Source organism: Micromonospora sp. DT233, assembly GCF_049841815.1.
In the GTDB taxonomy this organism is placed as follows: domain Bacteria; phylum Actinomycetota; class Actinomycetes; order Mycobacteriales; family Micromonosporaceae; genus Micromonospora.
In genome coordinates this window covers 180,717-193,286 of sequence record NZ_JBNCLB010000010.1, presented here as the reverse complement: position 1 = coordinate 193,286, position 12,570 = coordinate 180,717, and the positions used below count along the sequence as shown (strand labels likewise).

At 73.8% G+C, this 12,570-nt stretch carries 10 protein-coding genes; 7 read left to right on the top strand and 3 right to left on the bottom strand.

Annotated elements, in window-relative coordinates; translation table 11 throughout:
* The first annotated feature begins 157 nt into the window (after positions 1 to 157).
* Genes ACLQ2V_RS21255 through ACLQ2V_RS21240 form a run of 4 tightly spaced genes read left to right on the top strand, consistent with a single transcriptional unit; the run spans position 158 to position 3,610 of the window.
* A complete protein-coding gene (locus ACLQ2V_RS21255; RefSeq protein WP_425720285.1) occupies positions 158 to 1,072 on the top strand; it encodes an ABC transporter ATP-binding protein in 915 nt (304 codons plus the stop codon).
* A complete protein-coding gene (locus ACLQ2V_RS21250) occupies positions 1,065 to 1,940 on the top strand; it encodes an ABC transporter permease (RefSeq protein WP_425720284.1) in 876 nt (291 codons plus the stop codon). Before ACLQ2V_RS21255 ends, ACLQ2V_RS21250 begins: the two co-directional genes overlap by 8 nt.
* A complete protein-coding gene (locus ACLQ2V_RS21245; RefSeq protein WP_425720283.1) occupies positions 1,937 to 2,896 on the top strand; it encodes an ABC transporter ATP-binding protein in 960 nt (319 codons plus the stop codon). The genes ACLQ2V_RS21250 and ACLQ2V_RS21245 overlap by 4 nt, the downstream gene beginning before the upstream one ends.
* 3 nt (positions 2,897 to 2,899) lie before the next feature.
* Positions 2,900 to 3,610 carry an ABC transporter permease subunit gene (locus tag ACLQ2V_RS21240; protein WP_425720282.1) on the top strand — a complete coding sequence of 237 codons (711 nt, stop codon included), beginning with the start codon at positions 2,900 to 2,902 and terminating at the stop codon, positions 3,608 to 3,610.
* 123 nt (positions 3,611 to 3,733) lie between these two features.
* On the opposite strand, the gene ACLQ2V_RS21235 is transcribed toward ACLQ2V_RS21240, so the two are convergent.
* Positions 3,734 to 4,525, bottom strand: coding sequence for a hypothetical protein (locus ACLQ2V_RS21235; protein WP_425720281.1), 792 nt, complete (start codon positions 4,523 to 4,525; stop codon positions 3,734 to 3,736).
* 164 nt (positions 4,526 to 4,689) lie between these two features.
* Positions 4,690 to 5,907 (bottom strand): acyltransferase family protein, encoded by a 1,218-nt coding sequence (locus ACLQ2V_RS21230; protein WP_425720280.1) that lies wholly within the window; start codon positions 5,905 to 5,907, stop codon positions 4,690 to 4,692.
* A gap of 373 nt (positions 5,908 to 6,280) precedes the next feature.
* Between ACLQ2V_RS21230 and ACLQ2V_RS21225 the strand changes: the two genes are divergently transcribed.
* The 3 genes from ACLQ2V_RS21225 to ACLQ2V_RS21215 all read left to right on the top strand — a co-directional run bounded on the left by ACLQ2V_RS21225 (position 6,281) and on the right by ACLQ2V_RS21215 (position 9,520).
* Positions 6,281 to 7,606: a polysaccharide pyruvyl transferase family protein gene (locus ACLQ2V_RS21225; RefSeq protein ID WP_425720279.1), complete on the top strand. Its 1,326-nt coding sequence runs from the start codon at positions 6,281 to 6,283 to the stop codon at positions 7,604 to 7,606.
* A gap of 192 nt (positions 7,607 to 7,798) precedes the next feature.
* A complete protein-coding gene (locus ACLQ2V_RS21220; RefSeq protein ID WP_425720294.1) occupies positions 7,799 to 8,872 on the top strand; it encodes a PseG/SpsG family protein in 1,074 nt (357 codons plus the stop codon).
* Positions 8,873 to 8,881: 9 nt separating this feature from the next.
* Complete coding sequence (locus tag ACLQ2V_RS21215) at positions 8,882 to 9,520, top strand: alpha-ketoglutarate-dependent dioxygenase AlkB (RefSeq protein ID WP_425720278.1); 639 nt, start codon at positions 8,882 to 8,884, stop codon at positions 9,518 to 9,520.
* 560 nt (positions 9,521 to 10,080) lie between these two features.
* Here the strand turns inward: ACLQ2V_RS21215 and ACLQ2V_RS21210 are convergent.
* Positions 10,081 to 12,570 carry a DNA gyrase/topoisomerase IV subunit A gene (locus tag ACLQ2V_RS21210; protein ID WP_425720277.1) on the bottom strand — a complete coding sequence of 830 codons (2,490 nt, stop codon included), beginning with the start codon at positions 12,568 to 12,570 and terminating at the stop codon, positions 10,081 to 10,083.

Below are 12,570 nucleotides of genomic sequence, written 5' to 3'. Positions count from 1 at the left end.
CGGTGGCTGCTCCATGACCACGGACAAAACCACACCGCCACAGCAGGTCAGAACGGATCTCCTGCTGGAGTATTAGGGGAACCCGGCGAAAAAGATCAGGGACCCGCCGGGGCCGCTCGGGCACCCGTGGGCCGTCCGGCTCCCTACGCTGTACGGCGTGACACTCATCGCGACCGAGTCGCTGACCAAGACGTACGGGGGCACGGTCACCGCGTTGGCCGACCTGACCGTCGCGGTCGAGCCGGGGATCATCGGCCTGGTCGGCGCGAACGGCGCCGGCAAGTCCACCCTCATCAAGATCCTGCTCGGCCTCCTCGCCCCGACCAGCGGTCGGGTCCGGGTGCTCGGGCTCGACCCGACCACCGACTCCGCCCGGGTCCGCGCCCGGGTCGGCTACATGCCCGAGCACGACGCCCTCCCACCGGATCTCTCCGCCGCGGAGCTGGTCACCCACCTCGGCCGGATCAGCGGCCTGCCGCGCACGGTCGCCCGCGAGCGGGCCTCCGAGGCGCTGCGCCACGTCGGGCTCTACGAGGAGCGCTACCGCCCCGTCGGCGGCTACTCCACCGGCATGAAGCAGCGGGTCAAGCTCGCCCAGGCCCTCGTGCACGACCCCGACCTGCTGCTGCTCGACGAGCCGACCAACGGCCTCGACCCGGCCGGCCGGGACGCGATGCTGGCGTTGGTGCACCGCATCGGCACCGAGTTCGGCATCTCCGTGCTGGTCTGCTCGCACCTGCTCGGCGAGGTGGAACGGATCTGCGACACCCTCGTCGCCATCGACGGCGGGCGGCTGCTGCGCGCCGACCACATCTCCGCCATGACCACCGCCACCGACGTGCTGGCCGTCGAGGTCAGCGAGGGCACCGAGGAGCTGGCCGTCCGGCTGACGGCGCTCGACCTGCCGGTGCGCCGGGACGGCCGGCTGCTGCTCGTCGAGCTCGTCGACGACGCCACCTACGACCTGATCCTCGGCGCGGTCGCCGAGCTGGACCTGCCGCTGCACCGGCTCGACCAGCGCCGGCACCGGGTCTCCGAGCTCTTCGCCACGAGGGAGCCCAGCCATGCCTGAGCCGACCGGCGTCATCCACGACATCGGCTACCAGCGCTACACCGGCCCCCGGCTGGGCCGCCGGGCCGTCTTCGGCGCGCTCTACCTGCACGGCCTGCGCACGGCGTTCGGGCTGGGCCGCAGCGCCAAGGCCAAGATCTTCCCCTGGCTGGTGGTGGGCATCGTCACGGTGGTCGCCGTCGTCGTCACCGCCGTGCGCAGCCAGCTCGGCGAGGTGGTGATGACGTACGCCCAGTTCGCCGACAACCTGAGCTGGCTGGTCATCTTCTTCGTCGCGGTGGTCGCCCCCGAGCTGGTCAGCCGGGACCTGCACAGCGGGGTGCTGCCGCTCTACTTCTCCCGGCCGCTGCCGCGCTCGGACTACCCACTGGCCAAGCTGGCGGCGCTGACCACCGCGCTGTGGTTGCTGCTCGGCGGGCCGCAGCTGGTGATGTTCCTGGGTGCCGCCTTCACCGTCGGTGACGGCATGCGCGGGGTCTGGGACGAGCTGCTCGACCTGCTGCCGGGGCTGCTCTACGCCGGGCTGTGGGCGGTGGTCTTCGCCTCGATCGGGCTGCTGGTCGCCTCCCTCACCGGCAAGCGGGCGTTCGGGGCCGGCGGCATCGTGGCCGTGTTCCTGATGACCACGCCGATCGTCGGCACCCTGTCGATCATGCCGGCCAAGGCGGTCAACGAGCTGGCCTTCCTCGCCTCGCCGTCGACGCTGGTGGGTGGCGTGGGCGAGTGGGCGCTCGGTGACCTGCTCGGGCCCCAGGCCCCCGTCCCGATCGGCGACTTCGGCCCCGTCTACGCGGTCGCCGCCGTGCTGCTCGTCGCCGGCTGCGTCGCCCTGCTGCTGCTGCGATACCGGAAGGTGGCCGCCCGATGACCACGATCAGCGCCGACCAGGCGACGGGGGCGTCGACCGCCGCCACCAGCACCCTCGACCTCACCGGCGTCTCCCGCTGGTACGGCAACGTGGTGGCGGTCAACGACGTCAGCATGAGCCTCGGCCCCGGCGTCACCGGGCTGCTCGGCCCGAACGGGGCCGGCAAGACGACCCTGCTGCACATGATGGCGGGCTTCCTGGCCCCCTCGCGCGGGGCGGTCAGCCTCGACGGCCGCCCCACCTGGCGCAACCCCGACGTCTACCGCCGCCTCGGCCTGGTCAGCGAGCGGGAGGCCGTGCACACCTTCCTCACCGCGTACGAGTTCGTGCTGGCCAGCGCGAAGCTGCACCGGTTGCCCGACCCGGCGGCGGCGGCCCACCGGGCGATCGCCCTGGTCGAGATGGAGGGCGCGCAGGACCGTCGGATCGGCACGTACTCCAAGGGGATGCGCCAGCGCGCCCGGGTGGCCGCCGCGCTGGTCCACGAGCCGCAGGTGCTGCTGCTCGACGAGCCGTTCAACGGGATGGACCCGCGCCAGCGGCTGCACATGATGCAGCTGCTGCACCGCCTCGGCGACGCCGGTCGCACCATCCTGTTCAGCTCGCACATCCTGGAGGAGGTCGAGCAGGTCTCCGGCACCGTGCAGGTGATGGTCGCCGGCCGGCTGGCCGCCTCCGGCGACTTCCGCACCATCCGCCGGCTGATGACCAACCGGCCGCACGTGTTCACCGTGCACTCCACCGACGATCGGGCGCTCGCCGTGGCGCTGATGGCCGAGGCGTCGGTGACGGGTGTCGAGCTGGACCGCGCCGGGCTGGTCGTGCGCGCCGGCGACTACGGCGCGTTCACCCGCGTCCTGCCGAAGATCGCTCTGCGGGAGGGCATCCGGGTGCGACAACTGATCCCCCAGGACGAGTCCCTGGAGAGCGTCTTCTCCTACCTGGTGGAGGCCTGACCCATGTCTACCGTTTCCTGGATCACCCTGCGCGGGCTCTTCGGCCGTCGCCGGTTCCTCCTGCTGCTGCCGCTGCCCGCGCTGCTGGTGCTGTTGGCCGTGATCGCCGGGCCGCTCGGGGCGGACGCCGACGACTGGGGCCCGCCGGTGCTGGTCGGTCTCGGCCTGGCCGTGGTGCTCCCGGTGGTCGCCCTGATCGTCGGCACCGGCGTGCTGGGCGCCGAGATCGACGACGGCACCGTCGTGCACATCCTGACCAAGCCCCTGCCCCGCTGGCAGATCGTGCTGCCCAAGCTGGCGGTGGCCACCGTCGTCACCGGGGCCACCGCCGCCGTCCCGCTCCTCATCGCGGGCACGCTGGCCGACTCCGTACGCCTCGGCCTGGCCCTCGCCGCCGCGTCGGCGGTCGGTGCGCTGGCGTACTCGGCGCTCTTCCTGGCGCTCAGCCTGCTCACCCGCCGGCCGGTGCTGCTCGGCCTGGTCTACGTGCTGATCTGGGAGGGGCTGCTCGGCAGCGTCGTCAGCGGCACCAAGGTGCTCTCCATCCAGCAGTACGTCATCGCTCTCGCCGACCGGATCGCCCCCACGGCGCTGTTGGAGGGCGGCGTGTCGGTGCCGGTGGCGGCGGTGATGACCGCGCTGATCAGCGTGGGCTTCACCGTGCTGGCGATCGACCGGCTCCGCTCGTTCAGCGTGGCCGGCGAGACGAGCTGACCCAGGTGTCAGCAGTAGTCAACCCCCGCCTCTGCTCGGTCGCCCTGCCGGGTGGCCGAGCAGGGGCCGGCAGGCGGGGCCGGCAGGGACGGGGCCGGCAGGCGGGGCCGGCAGGGACGGGGTTCAGCCGACGCGGGCCGGCCGCCACCGGGCCGGCCGCCACCGGGCGGTCGCCCGCGCGGCCGGCCGGGCCGCCGCCGTGGCCGGCCGGGCGGCGGGCCGCAGGACCGGGCGGGCCCGCCACGCGGCGGCGTACGCCTCGGCGGCCAACGCGCGAGCGGCCTCGGCGGCCAGCTCGGCGTCGCGCCACGCCGCCCGCTCGCGGGCCACGGCCGCCCGGTAGCCGGCCTGTTTGCCGTCGCGCACCGCACGGGCCAGGACGACCTCCTGCTCGGCCGGGTGCAGCCGGGGGTCCCAGCCGCCCCGCCGCGCGAAGACGTCGCAGAGCTGCCGGATGGAGAGCTCACCGCGCAGGTGGGCGGCGGTGGCGCCGTGGTGCAGCCAGCGCTCGCGGGCGGCGTACTCGGCGGGGGTGCGCGGGGTGCGCGGCGGCGGCAGGGCGTGGGTGCCGCGCAGCCGCCGGGCGGCGGTCTCCGCCTCGTCGTACGCCTGCCAGGCCCGTTCGAGCGCGTCCTGGGCGGCGAGCCACGCGGCGCGGCGACGCCGGGCCGTCCGGGCGGCGCCGGCGGCGGCCACCGCCACCTCCTCGGCGTACCGGCGCAGGTCGGCGGCCTGCTGCGCGGCATCCTGCCCCGGCGGCTCGACGGCGGGCGGGGCGGGCTCGACGGCCGGGCGGTCCCGCTGCGGGCGGGCGACCAGGACGGTGAGCACGCTCAGCGCCACCACGAGCAGGATCGACCAGATGGCGGCGGCCAGCGGCACCTCGACGAGAAACTGGTGAAGAACGACGTCCATGGGAGCACCTACGGGGACCGGGCCGGAACGGCCGCACCGGGGTTGTCGTGACCCCCGACGGGCGGCACGCGGTCACGCTACCGAAACCGGCCGACCGGCGCACCGCTGCCGGGCGTGTCGCGCCGCCCCGGCGCTCCGCTCCCCGCGCGGAACCACGCGTGCGATCAGGCAACCGTTCGGCGCGGATCGGCGACCGGCACGTGCTCCCGGGCACGGCGCGGCCCGGGAACCGCCGTCGGCTCGCCCGACGCCGCAGCGGCGGGGGCGGCAGGGCCGGGGCCGGTGGCCGGGGGGCGGGGGCGGCGGGGTGGTCCGAGCCGGCGGGTCAGCGGCATCTCCACCCAGCGGTGCAGCAGCGCGGCCAGTCCCAGGCCCACCGCCAGGAAGCCGAGCGCGGCCAGCGGCCCCCACCAGCCGGGCAGCCCCACCCCGAGCCGGCCGGCCAGCCGCAGCACGGTGACCATCACGAAGACGTGCACCAGGTAGAAGGCGAAGGAGACCTCGCCGAGCCAGACCATCGGCCGCGACCGCCACGGCGTCCGCACGCCGCGCACGTCCGCGTCGGCGGCGGCGGCGATGACCAGCACGTACGCCGCCGCCAGCAGCGCCGCCCAGAGCTGGGCGGGGATCCACTGCGCGGCGACGACCCAGGTGACCACGAAGATCACGCTGGCGGCGGTGAGGCCGGGGCCCCGCCAGAGCCCCCGGCGCAGCAGCTCGGCGGCGGCCACGCCCATCCAGAATTCCAGCGACCGCGTCACCGGGAAGACCTGGGTGAACCACCAGGTGCTCTCCGTCGGCAGCAGGTGCTGGCCGGGCCAGAGCGCCACGATCAGCAGCGGCACGGCGACCACCACCGCCCACAGTGCCCCGGGGCGCGCCCGGCGGATCAGCGGCAGCGCGAAGGGCAGGCAGAAGTAGAAGAACAGCTCGCAGGAGAGCGACCAGCTCACCGAGTTGACGCTGTAGAAGTAGCCGGGCGTCGGGTCCCAGGCCTGGAGCAGGAACAGGTTCTCCACGGCGGCGCGGAGGTTCACCGGGTCGGCGAAGACCCAGACGCCGGTGGCCAGCACCACCGCCCACATCAGCAAATGATTGGGGTAGATCTTGGCGATCCGCCGACGCCAGAAGTCGCGGCGGCGATCCCCGTCGCGGGCCGACCAGACCAGCACGAATCCGCTGAGGATGAAGAAGAACTCCACCCCCGACAGCCCGAGGCTGAACGTCCAGTCGACGACGGCCTGGTAGTCGGGCTCGGCGACGATCCGCATGGTGCCGACGTGGTAGCCGAAGACGAGCAGGGCGGCGATCCAGCGTAGACCGGTCAGCGAGGGCAGCCGGGCCGGCGGCCCGGGTGACGTGACGGTGGGTGCGCTGGTCATGCCGGCGGTCCGTCCGTCCGCAGGGTCACCAGCACCACGCCTCCTCGCCTCGGTCCCGCCGGACGGCCGGGGCCGCACCGGTGGCGGGCCGGTGGGGAGCCGTCCGCCGGGCACCCTACCCGCTGCGACCGCCCGGCCCCCGCTGCGCGGGCCGTGCGGTGGCCCACTCCCCCCGCGATGACACGCCTGCTGAGGGCGGCGGTGCGATGACTTAGTATCGCGGTTTCCAGCCGACGGGCGTTGCCGCCCGGACCCTGGTCGGGGCACGATCGGGGCCGGTCGGGCCCGGTCGCCCCGGCCGACATCGACGCTCGTCGGCGCGCACCCCGCACGACGCGCCCCACGGGGCGGACACGACGAGAGGGACATATCGATGCACCAGCGGATCCTGTTGCGGGCCAAGAAGGGGCCGTTCGACGTCCTCTCCCCCGAGGAGACGTTCGAGCACAACTGGATCGGCGACAACACCGGCAACCTCGTGTTCAGCCACGCGGCGCACAAGCTGCTGAGCACGTCGACGGCGCAGATCACCCCGACGGCGTTCCGGGCCAACCCGCGCGACGCCGACGAGATCAACGAGAAGTACGACGTCTTCGTGGTGCCGCTGGCCAACGCGTTCCGGCGCAGCTACGCCCATCGGCTGGTCACCATGACCCGGCTGATCGAGCGGCTGAAGATCCCGGTGGTGGTGCTGGGCGTCGGCGCGCAGACGAACGTCAAGGGCGACCACGAGTACCTGCGGCCGATCGACGACGCGGTGAAGGCGTTCGCCCGGGCGGTGCTCGAGCGGTCGCACAGCATCGGCGTGCGCGGCGAGATCACCGAGGGGTACCTGCGCAGCCTCGGCTTCTCCGCCGTCGACGTGATCGGCTGCCCCTCGATGTTCCTGCACGGCGACACCCTCGGGGTGCGCAAGCGCAAGGCGACGCTCACCGTCACCGACCGGGTGGCGCTGACCGTCTCCCCGTACGTCAAGTCGATGGCGAAGGTGATCACCTCGCACCACCGGCGCTACCCGAACCTGCGCTACATCCCGCAGGACCTGAAGACCCTCGGCACCCTGCTCTACGGTGACCTGCCGGAGGAGCGGGGCAAGAAGGCCGCCATCCCGATCCACACCTCGCACCCGCTCTTCGTCGAGGACAAGGTGCGGATGTTCGTCGACCCGTGGACCTGGATGGAATACCTCTCCGGGTTCGACTTCAACTTCGGCACCCGCATCCACGGCACCATCACCGCGCTGATCGCCGGGACGCCGGGTTACCTCTTCGCCCACGACTCGCGCACCCTGGAGCTGGCCCGGTACTTCGACATCCCGCACCGGATCATGGGGGACGTCTCGGGCGACGTGGACGCCATCGCGCTCTACGACGAGGCCGACTACACGGCCATGAACGACGGGCACCGGGCCCGCTTCGAGACGATGACGGCGTTTTTGGCCAAGCACGACCTGGGCAACTCCTTCGCCGACGGCGACAGCGCCGCCCGATTCGACCGGCAGGTCGCCGAGACCAGCTTCCCCCCGGCGGTACGCGCCCAGTCCGCCACCGACCCGGCCGAGTTGATCAACCGGATCCAGTGGCTGCGCGACCGCCACCGGGAGCTCACGGAGAACGTCGAGGAGCTCCAGGCCCAGCGCCTGCGCACCCGGGTCCGCGCGGCGGTCGGCGGCCGGGTCCGCAAGATGCTCAACCGCTGACGCGGCGGCATCCCGCGCCCAACGGGTGCGGTCGTTGCCGCCCTGGCGACAACAACCGCACCCGAACCCGGCGCGCACCTTCCACCGCCCGCGCCGCCGGATCGGCACCGGTCGGGGCCGCAGGGCCGTAACGTCGTACGGGTACGCCGCACCTGAGCTGTGGAGCGGCGCGGCGGAGCGGTTGGAGGAGCCCTGAGCACGGTACGCGTCGGGATGCGCTGCGACGCCGGCCCGACCCGCGGCGTCGGGCACCTGGTGCGCTGCCTCGCCCTCGCCGAGGAGTTCCTCGCCCGAGGGGTGCCGGTCGAGTTCTTCGGCGGCGTCGGCGGGCTCGGCTGGGCGGCCCGCCAGCTCGCCGAGCGGGGCATCCCGCTGCACCCCGGCCCCGACCGCCCGGCCGACCTCGTCGCGGCGGCCCGCCGGCACGACCTGGACGTGATGGTGCTCGACTCCTACGAGCTGGACCCGGCCGGGGCGGGGGCACTGCGGGCGGCGGGGGTGCTCACCGTCGCCGTGGTCGACGGCGACACCCGGGGGCAGGACGCCGACGTGTACCTGGACCAGAACCTGGGCGCGACGCACGGGCCGCTGCCCGGCCGGCTGCTCGCCGGAACGACGTACGCGCTGCTGCGCGACAGCGTGCTGGCGGCCCGGCCGGCGGCCCCGCGCCCGGCGGCCCGGACCGCGCGGCCCCGGGTGCTCGCCTTCTTCGGCGGCACCGACGCGTTCGGCGCCGCGCCGGTGCTGGCCCGCGCGCTGCTCGGCACCGGGCACCCGATGGACCTGACGGTGGTCGTGGGCCGGGCCGACGTCGACGCGGAGCTGGCGGCGCTGCACCCGAAGCGGGGCCAGGCGCTGCGGCCCGTCCCGCCCACCGACGACCTGCCCACCCTGATCACCGCCGCCGACCTGGTGGTCAGCGCGGCCGGCACCTCGGTGTGGGAGCTGTGCTGCCTGGGCGCGCCCGCCGCCCTGGTCTGCGTGGTGGACAACCAGCGCGAGTCGTACCGCCGGGTGGTGGCCGACCGGATCGCCGTCGGCCTGGGTGAGCTGCCCGCGCTGACCGCCGCCGGGCTGCCCGGCCGCACGGCCCGCGCCCACGCCGCGCGGACGCTGCGCGCCCTGCTGGGCGCCCCCGAGCGCCGGGCCGCGCTCGCCGCCCGCGCCTGGTCCACCGTCGACGGGCGAGGCCGGGCCCGCGTGGCCGACGAGGTGCTCGCGCTGACCAACCCACCCAATCGTACGGGTGTACGAAAGCCCGGCTAGGATCGAGCCATGTCCGGTGCCGCCTACCAACCCTCGATGCTCGACCTCGCCGTCGACGGTCCCGCGCTGGGCCCGCTGGCCGGGCGGCTGCGCCGGCACCGCCTCGACCGGGGCGCCTGGGTCGACCACCTGCCCGGCTGGGTCCTCGGCTCCGACGGGGTGCTCGACACCCTGCTCGCCGAGGTGCCTTGGCGGGCCGAGCGCCGCACCATGTACGACGCCGAGGTGGCGGTCCCCCGGCTGCTCTGCTGGTACGCCGCCCACCGCCCGCTGCCGCACCCGGTGCTCACCGAGGCGCGGGCGGCGCTGACCGCGCACTACGCCCCGGAGCTGGGCGAGCCGTTCACCACCGCCGGGATGTGCCTCTACCGCGACGGCCGCGACAGCGTCGCCTGGCACGGCGACACCCAGGGGCGCTCGGCGCACACCGACACCATGGTCGCCATCGTGTCGTTCGGCTCGCCCCGGCCGCTGCTGCTGCGCCCACGCGGCGGCGGCGGCGTGAGCCTGCGCTTCCCGCTCGGGCACGGCGATCTGGTGGTGATGGGCGGGGCCTGCCAGCGCACCTGGGAGCACGCGATCCCGAAGACCGCCCGACCGGTCGGTCCCCGGGTCAGCGTGCAGTTCCGCCCCGCCGGCGTCGCCTGAGCGCACGATCCATGCGTCGCGCGGCACGACAACAGCCGCAATTCTTCGAAGTCGACGCCAGCGAAGTCGTCAGCGGTGTCGGACTCGCGAAATCTTGGACACTTCACGTCGCCGGTGAACGCGAAACGTCCAGGGTCTGGTGAGCGGTCGACTGCGCTCCGGTCAGTCCTCGTCGGATGGGCCGGGGCGGTTCGTGGCGATCCAGGCCCGGACGGCTGCGCCATCCCAGACGCGGCCCATCTTCAAGGTGACGAGGGGGGTCAGGGAACCCCTTGCGACCCACGATGATCGTGGCGCGCTGCTTGCTGATCCCGCCAAGCAGGTCCCGGATCTCATCCAACCCAAGCAGCTCCACGATTCGACAGTATGGCCCAAGGGGAGTGCTTCAGGGCAGACAGGGTAGTACCACTCCCTTGGGCCGGCGATCTCCTGCACATCACCGCCGCACGCAGCGGAGGTGGAGTCGGCAGACCTTGGACGCTTCGCGTTCACCCGGTACGTGAAGCGTCCAAGGTTGCGCGCGGGACGGGCGGCCCGAGGGTGCCCGTCCCGCCAGCGCGTCAGTCGCGTTGGATCTGGTGGCCGATCACCGACGGGCCGAGCATGACGGCGAAGCCGCTGCCGTCGCGGCGCGGGTCCGCCGGCGGCAGCTCCACCGGGTCGCCGGTGGGGGTCGCGCCGACCGGGCGCGGGCCGATCCAGGCCACCACCAGGTCCGTCTCGCCCTTGAGCAGCCGTTGCGCACGCACCCCGCCGGTCGCCCGGCCCTTCGCCGGGTACGCCTCGAACGGCGTCACCTTCACCGTCGCGCCGGTGGAGGTGACCACCATCGGCTCGCCGTGCCCCGGATCGTCGGTGCGGATCGCGCCGAAGAACACCACCCGGGCCCCGGCGGGGAGGTTCATGCCGGCCATGCCGCCGCCCTTCGGCCCCTGCGGGCGCACCAGCGACGCGGCGAAGCGCAGCAGCGCCGCCTCGGACGAGACGAACGCCAGCGTCTCGGCGCCGTCGGCGAGCCAGGTCGCCCCGACCACCGCGTCGCCCTCGCGCAGGGCGATCACCTCGAACTCGTCGGAGCGGACCGGCCAGTCCGGGGCGCAGACCTTGACCACGCCCTGCCGGGTGCCCAGGGCCAGCCCCGGCGAGCCCTCGGCCGGCGAGCCGAGCGGCGCCAGGCCGACCACCGTCTCGCCGGGTTCCAGCGGCACCAGCTCGGCGGCGGACATGCCGCCGCGCAGCGACACCGTCCCCGCCTGCTCGGGGAGCACCGGCAGCGGCAACACGTCGATCTTGAACGCCCGGCCGGCGCTGGTCACCAGGAGCACCCGGCCCCGGGCGGTGGAGTGCGCGACGGCGCGTACGGCGTCGTGCTTGACCCGGCCGCTGCGGCGACGCCCCTCGGCGGCCTCCTCCGACTCGGCCGCGGTCCGGGCGACCAGCCCGCTGGCGGAGAGGAGCACCTGGCACGGGTCGTCGGCCACCTCGAGGGGTCCGGCCGGCGCGGAGGCGGCCAGCACCTCCTTGAGGTCGCCGTCGACCAGGGTGGTGTGCCGCTCGGTGCCGAACTGCTTCACCACGGCGGCCAGCTCGTCGGAGACGACCTTCCGCAGCACCTTGTCGTCGTCGAGGATGGCCGACAGCGCGGCGATCTCGGAGCGGAGCTGCTCCTGCTCGGCCTCCAGCTCGATGCGGTCGAACTTCGTCAGCCGGCGCAGCGGGGTGTCCAGGATGTAGCCGGCCTGGATCTCGGAGAGCCCGAACTGGCGCATCAGCCCGTCCTTGGCGGCGGCGGCGTCGTCGCTGGCCCGGATCAACCGGACCACCTTGTCGATGTCCAGCAGGGCGATGAGTAGGCCGTCGACCAGGTGCAGCCGCTCCTCGCGCTTGCGCCGCCGGTATGCGGTGCGCCGGGTCACCACCTCGTAGCGGTGCCGCAGGAAGACCTCCAGCAGCGCCTTGAGCCCGAGGGTACGGGGTTGGCCGTCCACCAGGACCAGGTTGTTCACGCCGAAGGACTGCTCCAGCGGGGTGAGCCGGTAGAGGTCGGCCAGCAGCGCCTGCGGGTTGACCCCGACCTTGCACTCCACGACGAGCCGGGTGCCGTTCTCCCGGTCGGTGAGGTCCTTGACGTCGGCGATGCCGGTGAGCCGCTTGGTCTTGTTGACCTCGTGGGTGATCGCGGCGATGACCTTCTCCGCGCCCACCCCGTAGGGCAGCTCCACGACGGTGATCGCCTGCCGGCCCCGGCTGCCCTCCAGCGGGCCGATCTCGACCCGGCCGCGCATCCGCACCACGCCGCGCCCGGTCTCGTACGCCCGGCGCACCTCGTCCAGGCCGAGCAGCAGCCCGCCGGTCGGCAGGTCCGGGCCGGGGACGAACTCCATCAGCCGGTCCAGGTCGGCGTCCGGGTGGTTGATCAACCAGCGGGCGGCGGAGACGACCTCGCCCAGGTTGTGCGGGATCATGTTGGTCGCCATCCCGACCGCGATCCCGGACGCGCCGTTGACCAGCAGGTTGGGGAACGCCGCCGGGAGCACGGTGGGCTGGGTCAGCGAGCCGTCGTAGTTCGGCTCGACGTCGACGGTGTCCTCGCCCAGCTCGCCGACGAGCAGCATCGCCTGCCGGGACATCCGGGCTTCGGTGTAGCGGGCCGCAGCCGGGCCATCGTCCGGGCTCCCAAAATTTCCATGCCCGTCGATGAGTGGGGCGTTGAGCGAGAAGTCCTGGGCCAGTCGGACCATCGCGTCGTAGATCGCGGTGTCGCCGTGCGGGTGGTACCGGCCCATCACGTCGCCGACCACCCGGGCGGACTTCACGTGCGCCCGGTCGGGGCGGTGCCCCGCCTCGTGCATCGAGTAGAGGATGCGCCGGTGCACCGGCTTGAGGCCGTCGCGGGCGTCGGGCAGCGCGCGGGAGTGGATGACCGAGAAGGCGTACTCCAGGTAGGAGTCGGAGACCTCGGTGACCAGCGGGTTGTCGTAGACCCGGGCGCCGGCCTGGTCGAAGGCGGCCAGGTCCGCCCGGGGACCGGTGTTCTTACGGCGTGCCAT

Excerpts from the sequence above, each read along its gene's own strand:
- ACLQ2V_RS21245 (WP_425720283.1), top strand. The coding sequence starts at position 1,937 with ATGACCACGATCAGCGCCGACCAGGCGACGGGGGCGTCGACCGCCGCC.
- ACLQ2V_RS21215 (WP_425720278.1), top strand. The coding sequence starts at position 8,882 with ATGTCCGGTGCCGCCTACCAACCCTCGATGCTCGACCTCGCCGTCGAC.
- ACLQ2V_RS21210 (WP_425720277.1), bottom strand. The coding sequence starts at position 12,570 with ATGGCACGCCGTAAGAACACCGGTCCCCGGGCGGACCTGGCCGCCTTC.
- ACLQ2V_RS21235 (WP_425720281.1), bottom strand. The coding sequence starts at position 4,525 with ATGGACGTCGTTCTTCACCAGTTTCTCGTCGAGGTGCCGCTGGCCGCC.
- ACLQ2V_RS21230 (WP_425720280.1), bottom strand. The coding sequence starts at position 5,907 with ATGACCAGCGCACCCACCGTCACGTCACCCGGGCCGCCGGCCCGGCTG.
- ACLQ2V_RS21240 (WP_425720282.1), top strand. The coding sequence starts at position 2,900 with ATGTCTACCGTTTCCTGGATCACCCTGCGCGGGCTCTTCGGCCGTCGC.
- ACLQ2V_RS21250 (WP_425720284.1), top strand. The coding sequence starts at position 1,065 with ATGCCTGAGCCGACCGGCGTCATCCACGACATCGGCTACCAGCGCTAC.
- ACLQ2V_RS21225 (WP_425720279.1), top strand. The coding sequence starts at position 6,281 with ATGCACCAGCGGATCCTGTTGCGGGCCAAGAAGGGGCCGTTCGACGTC.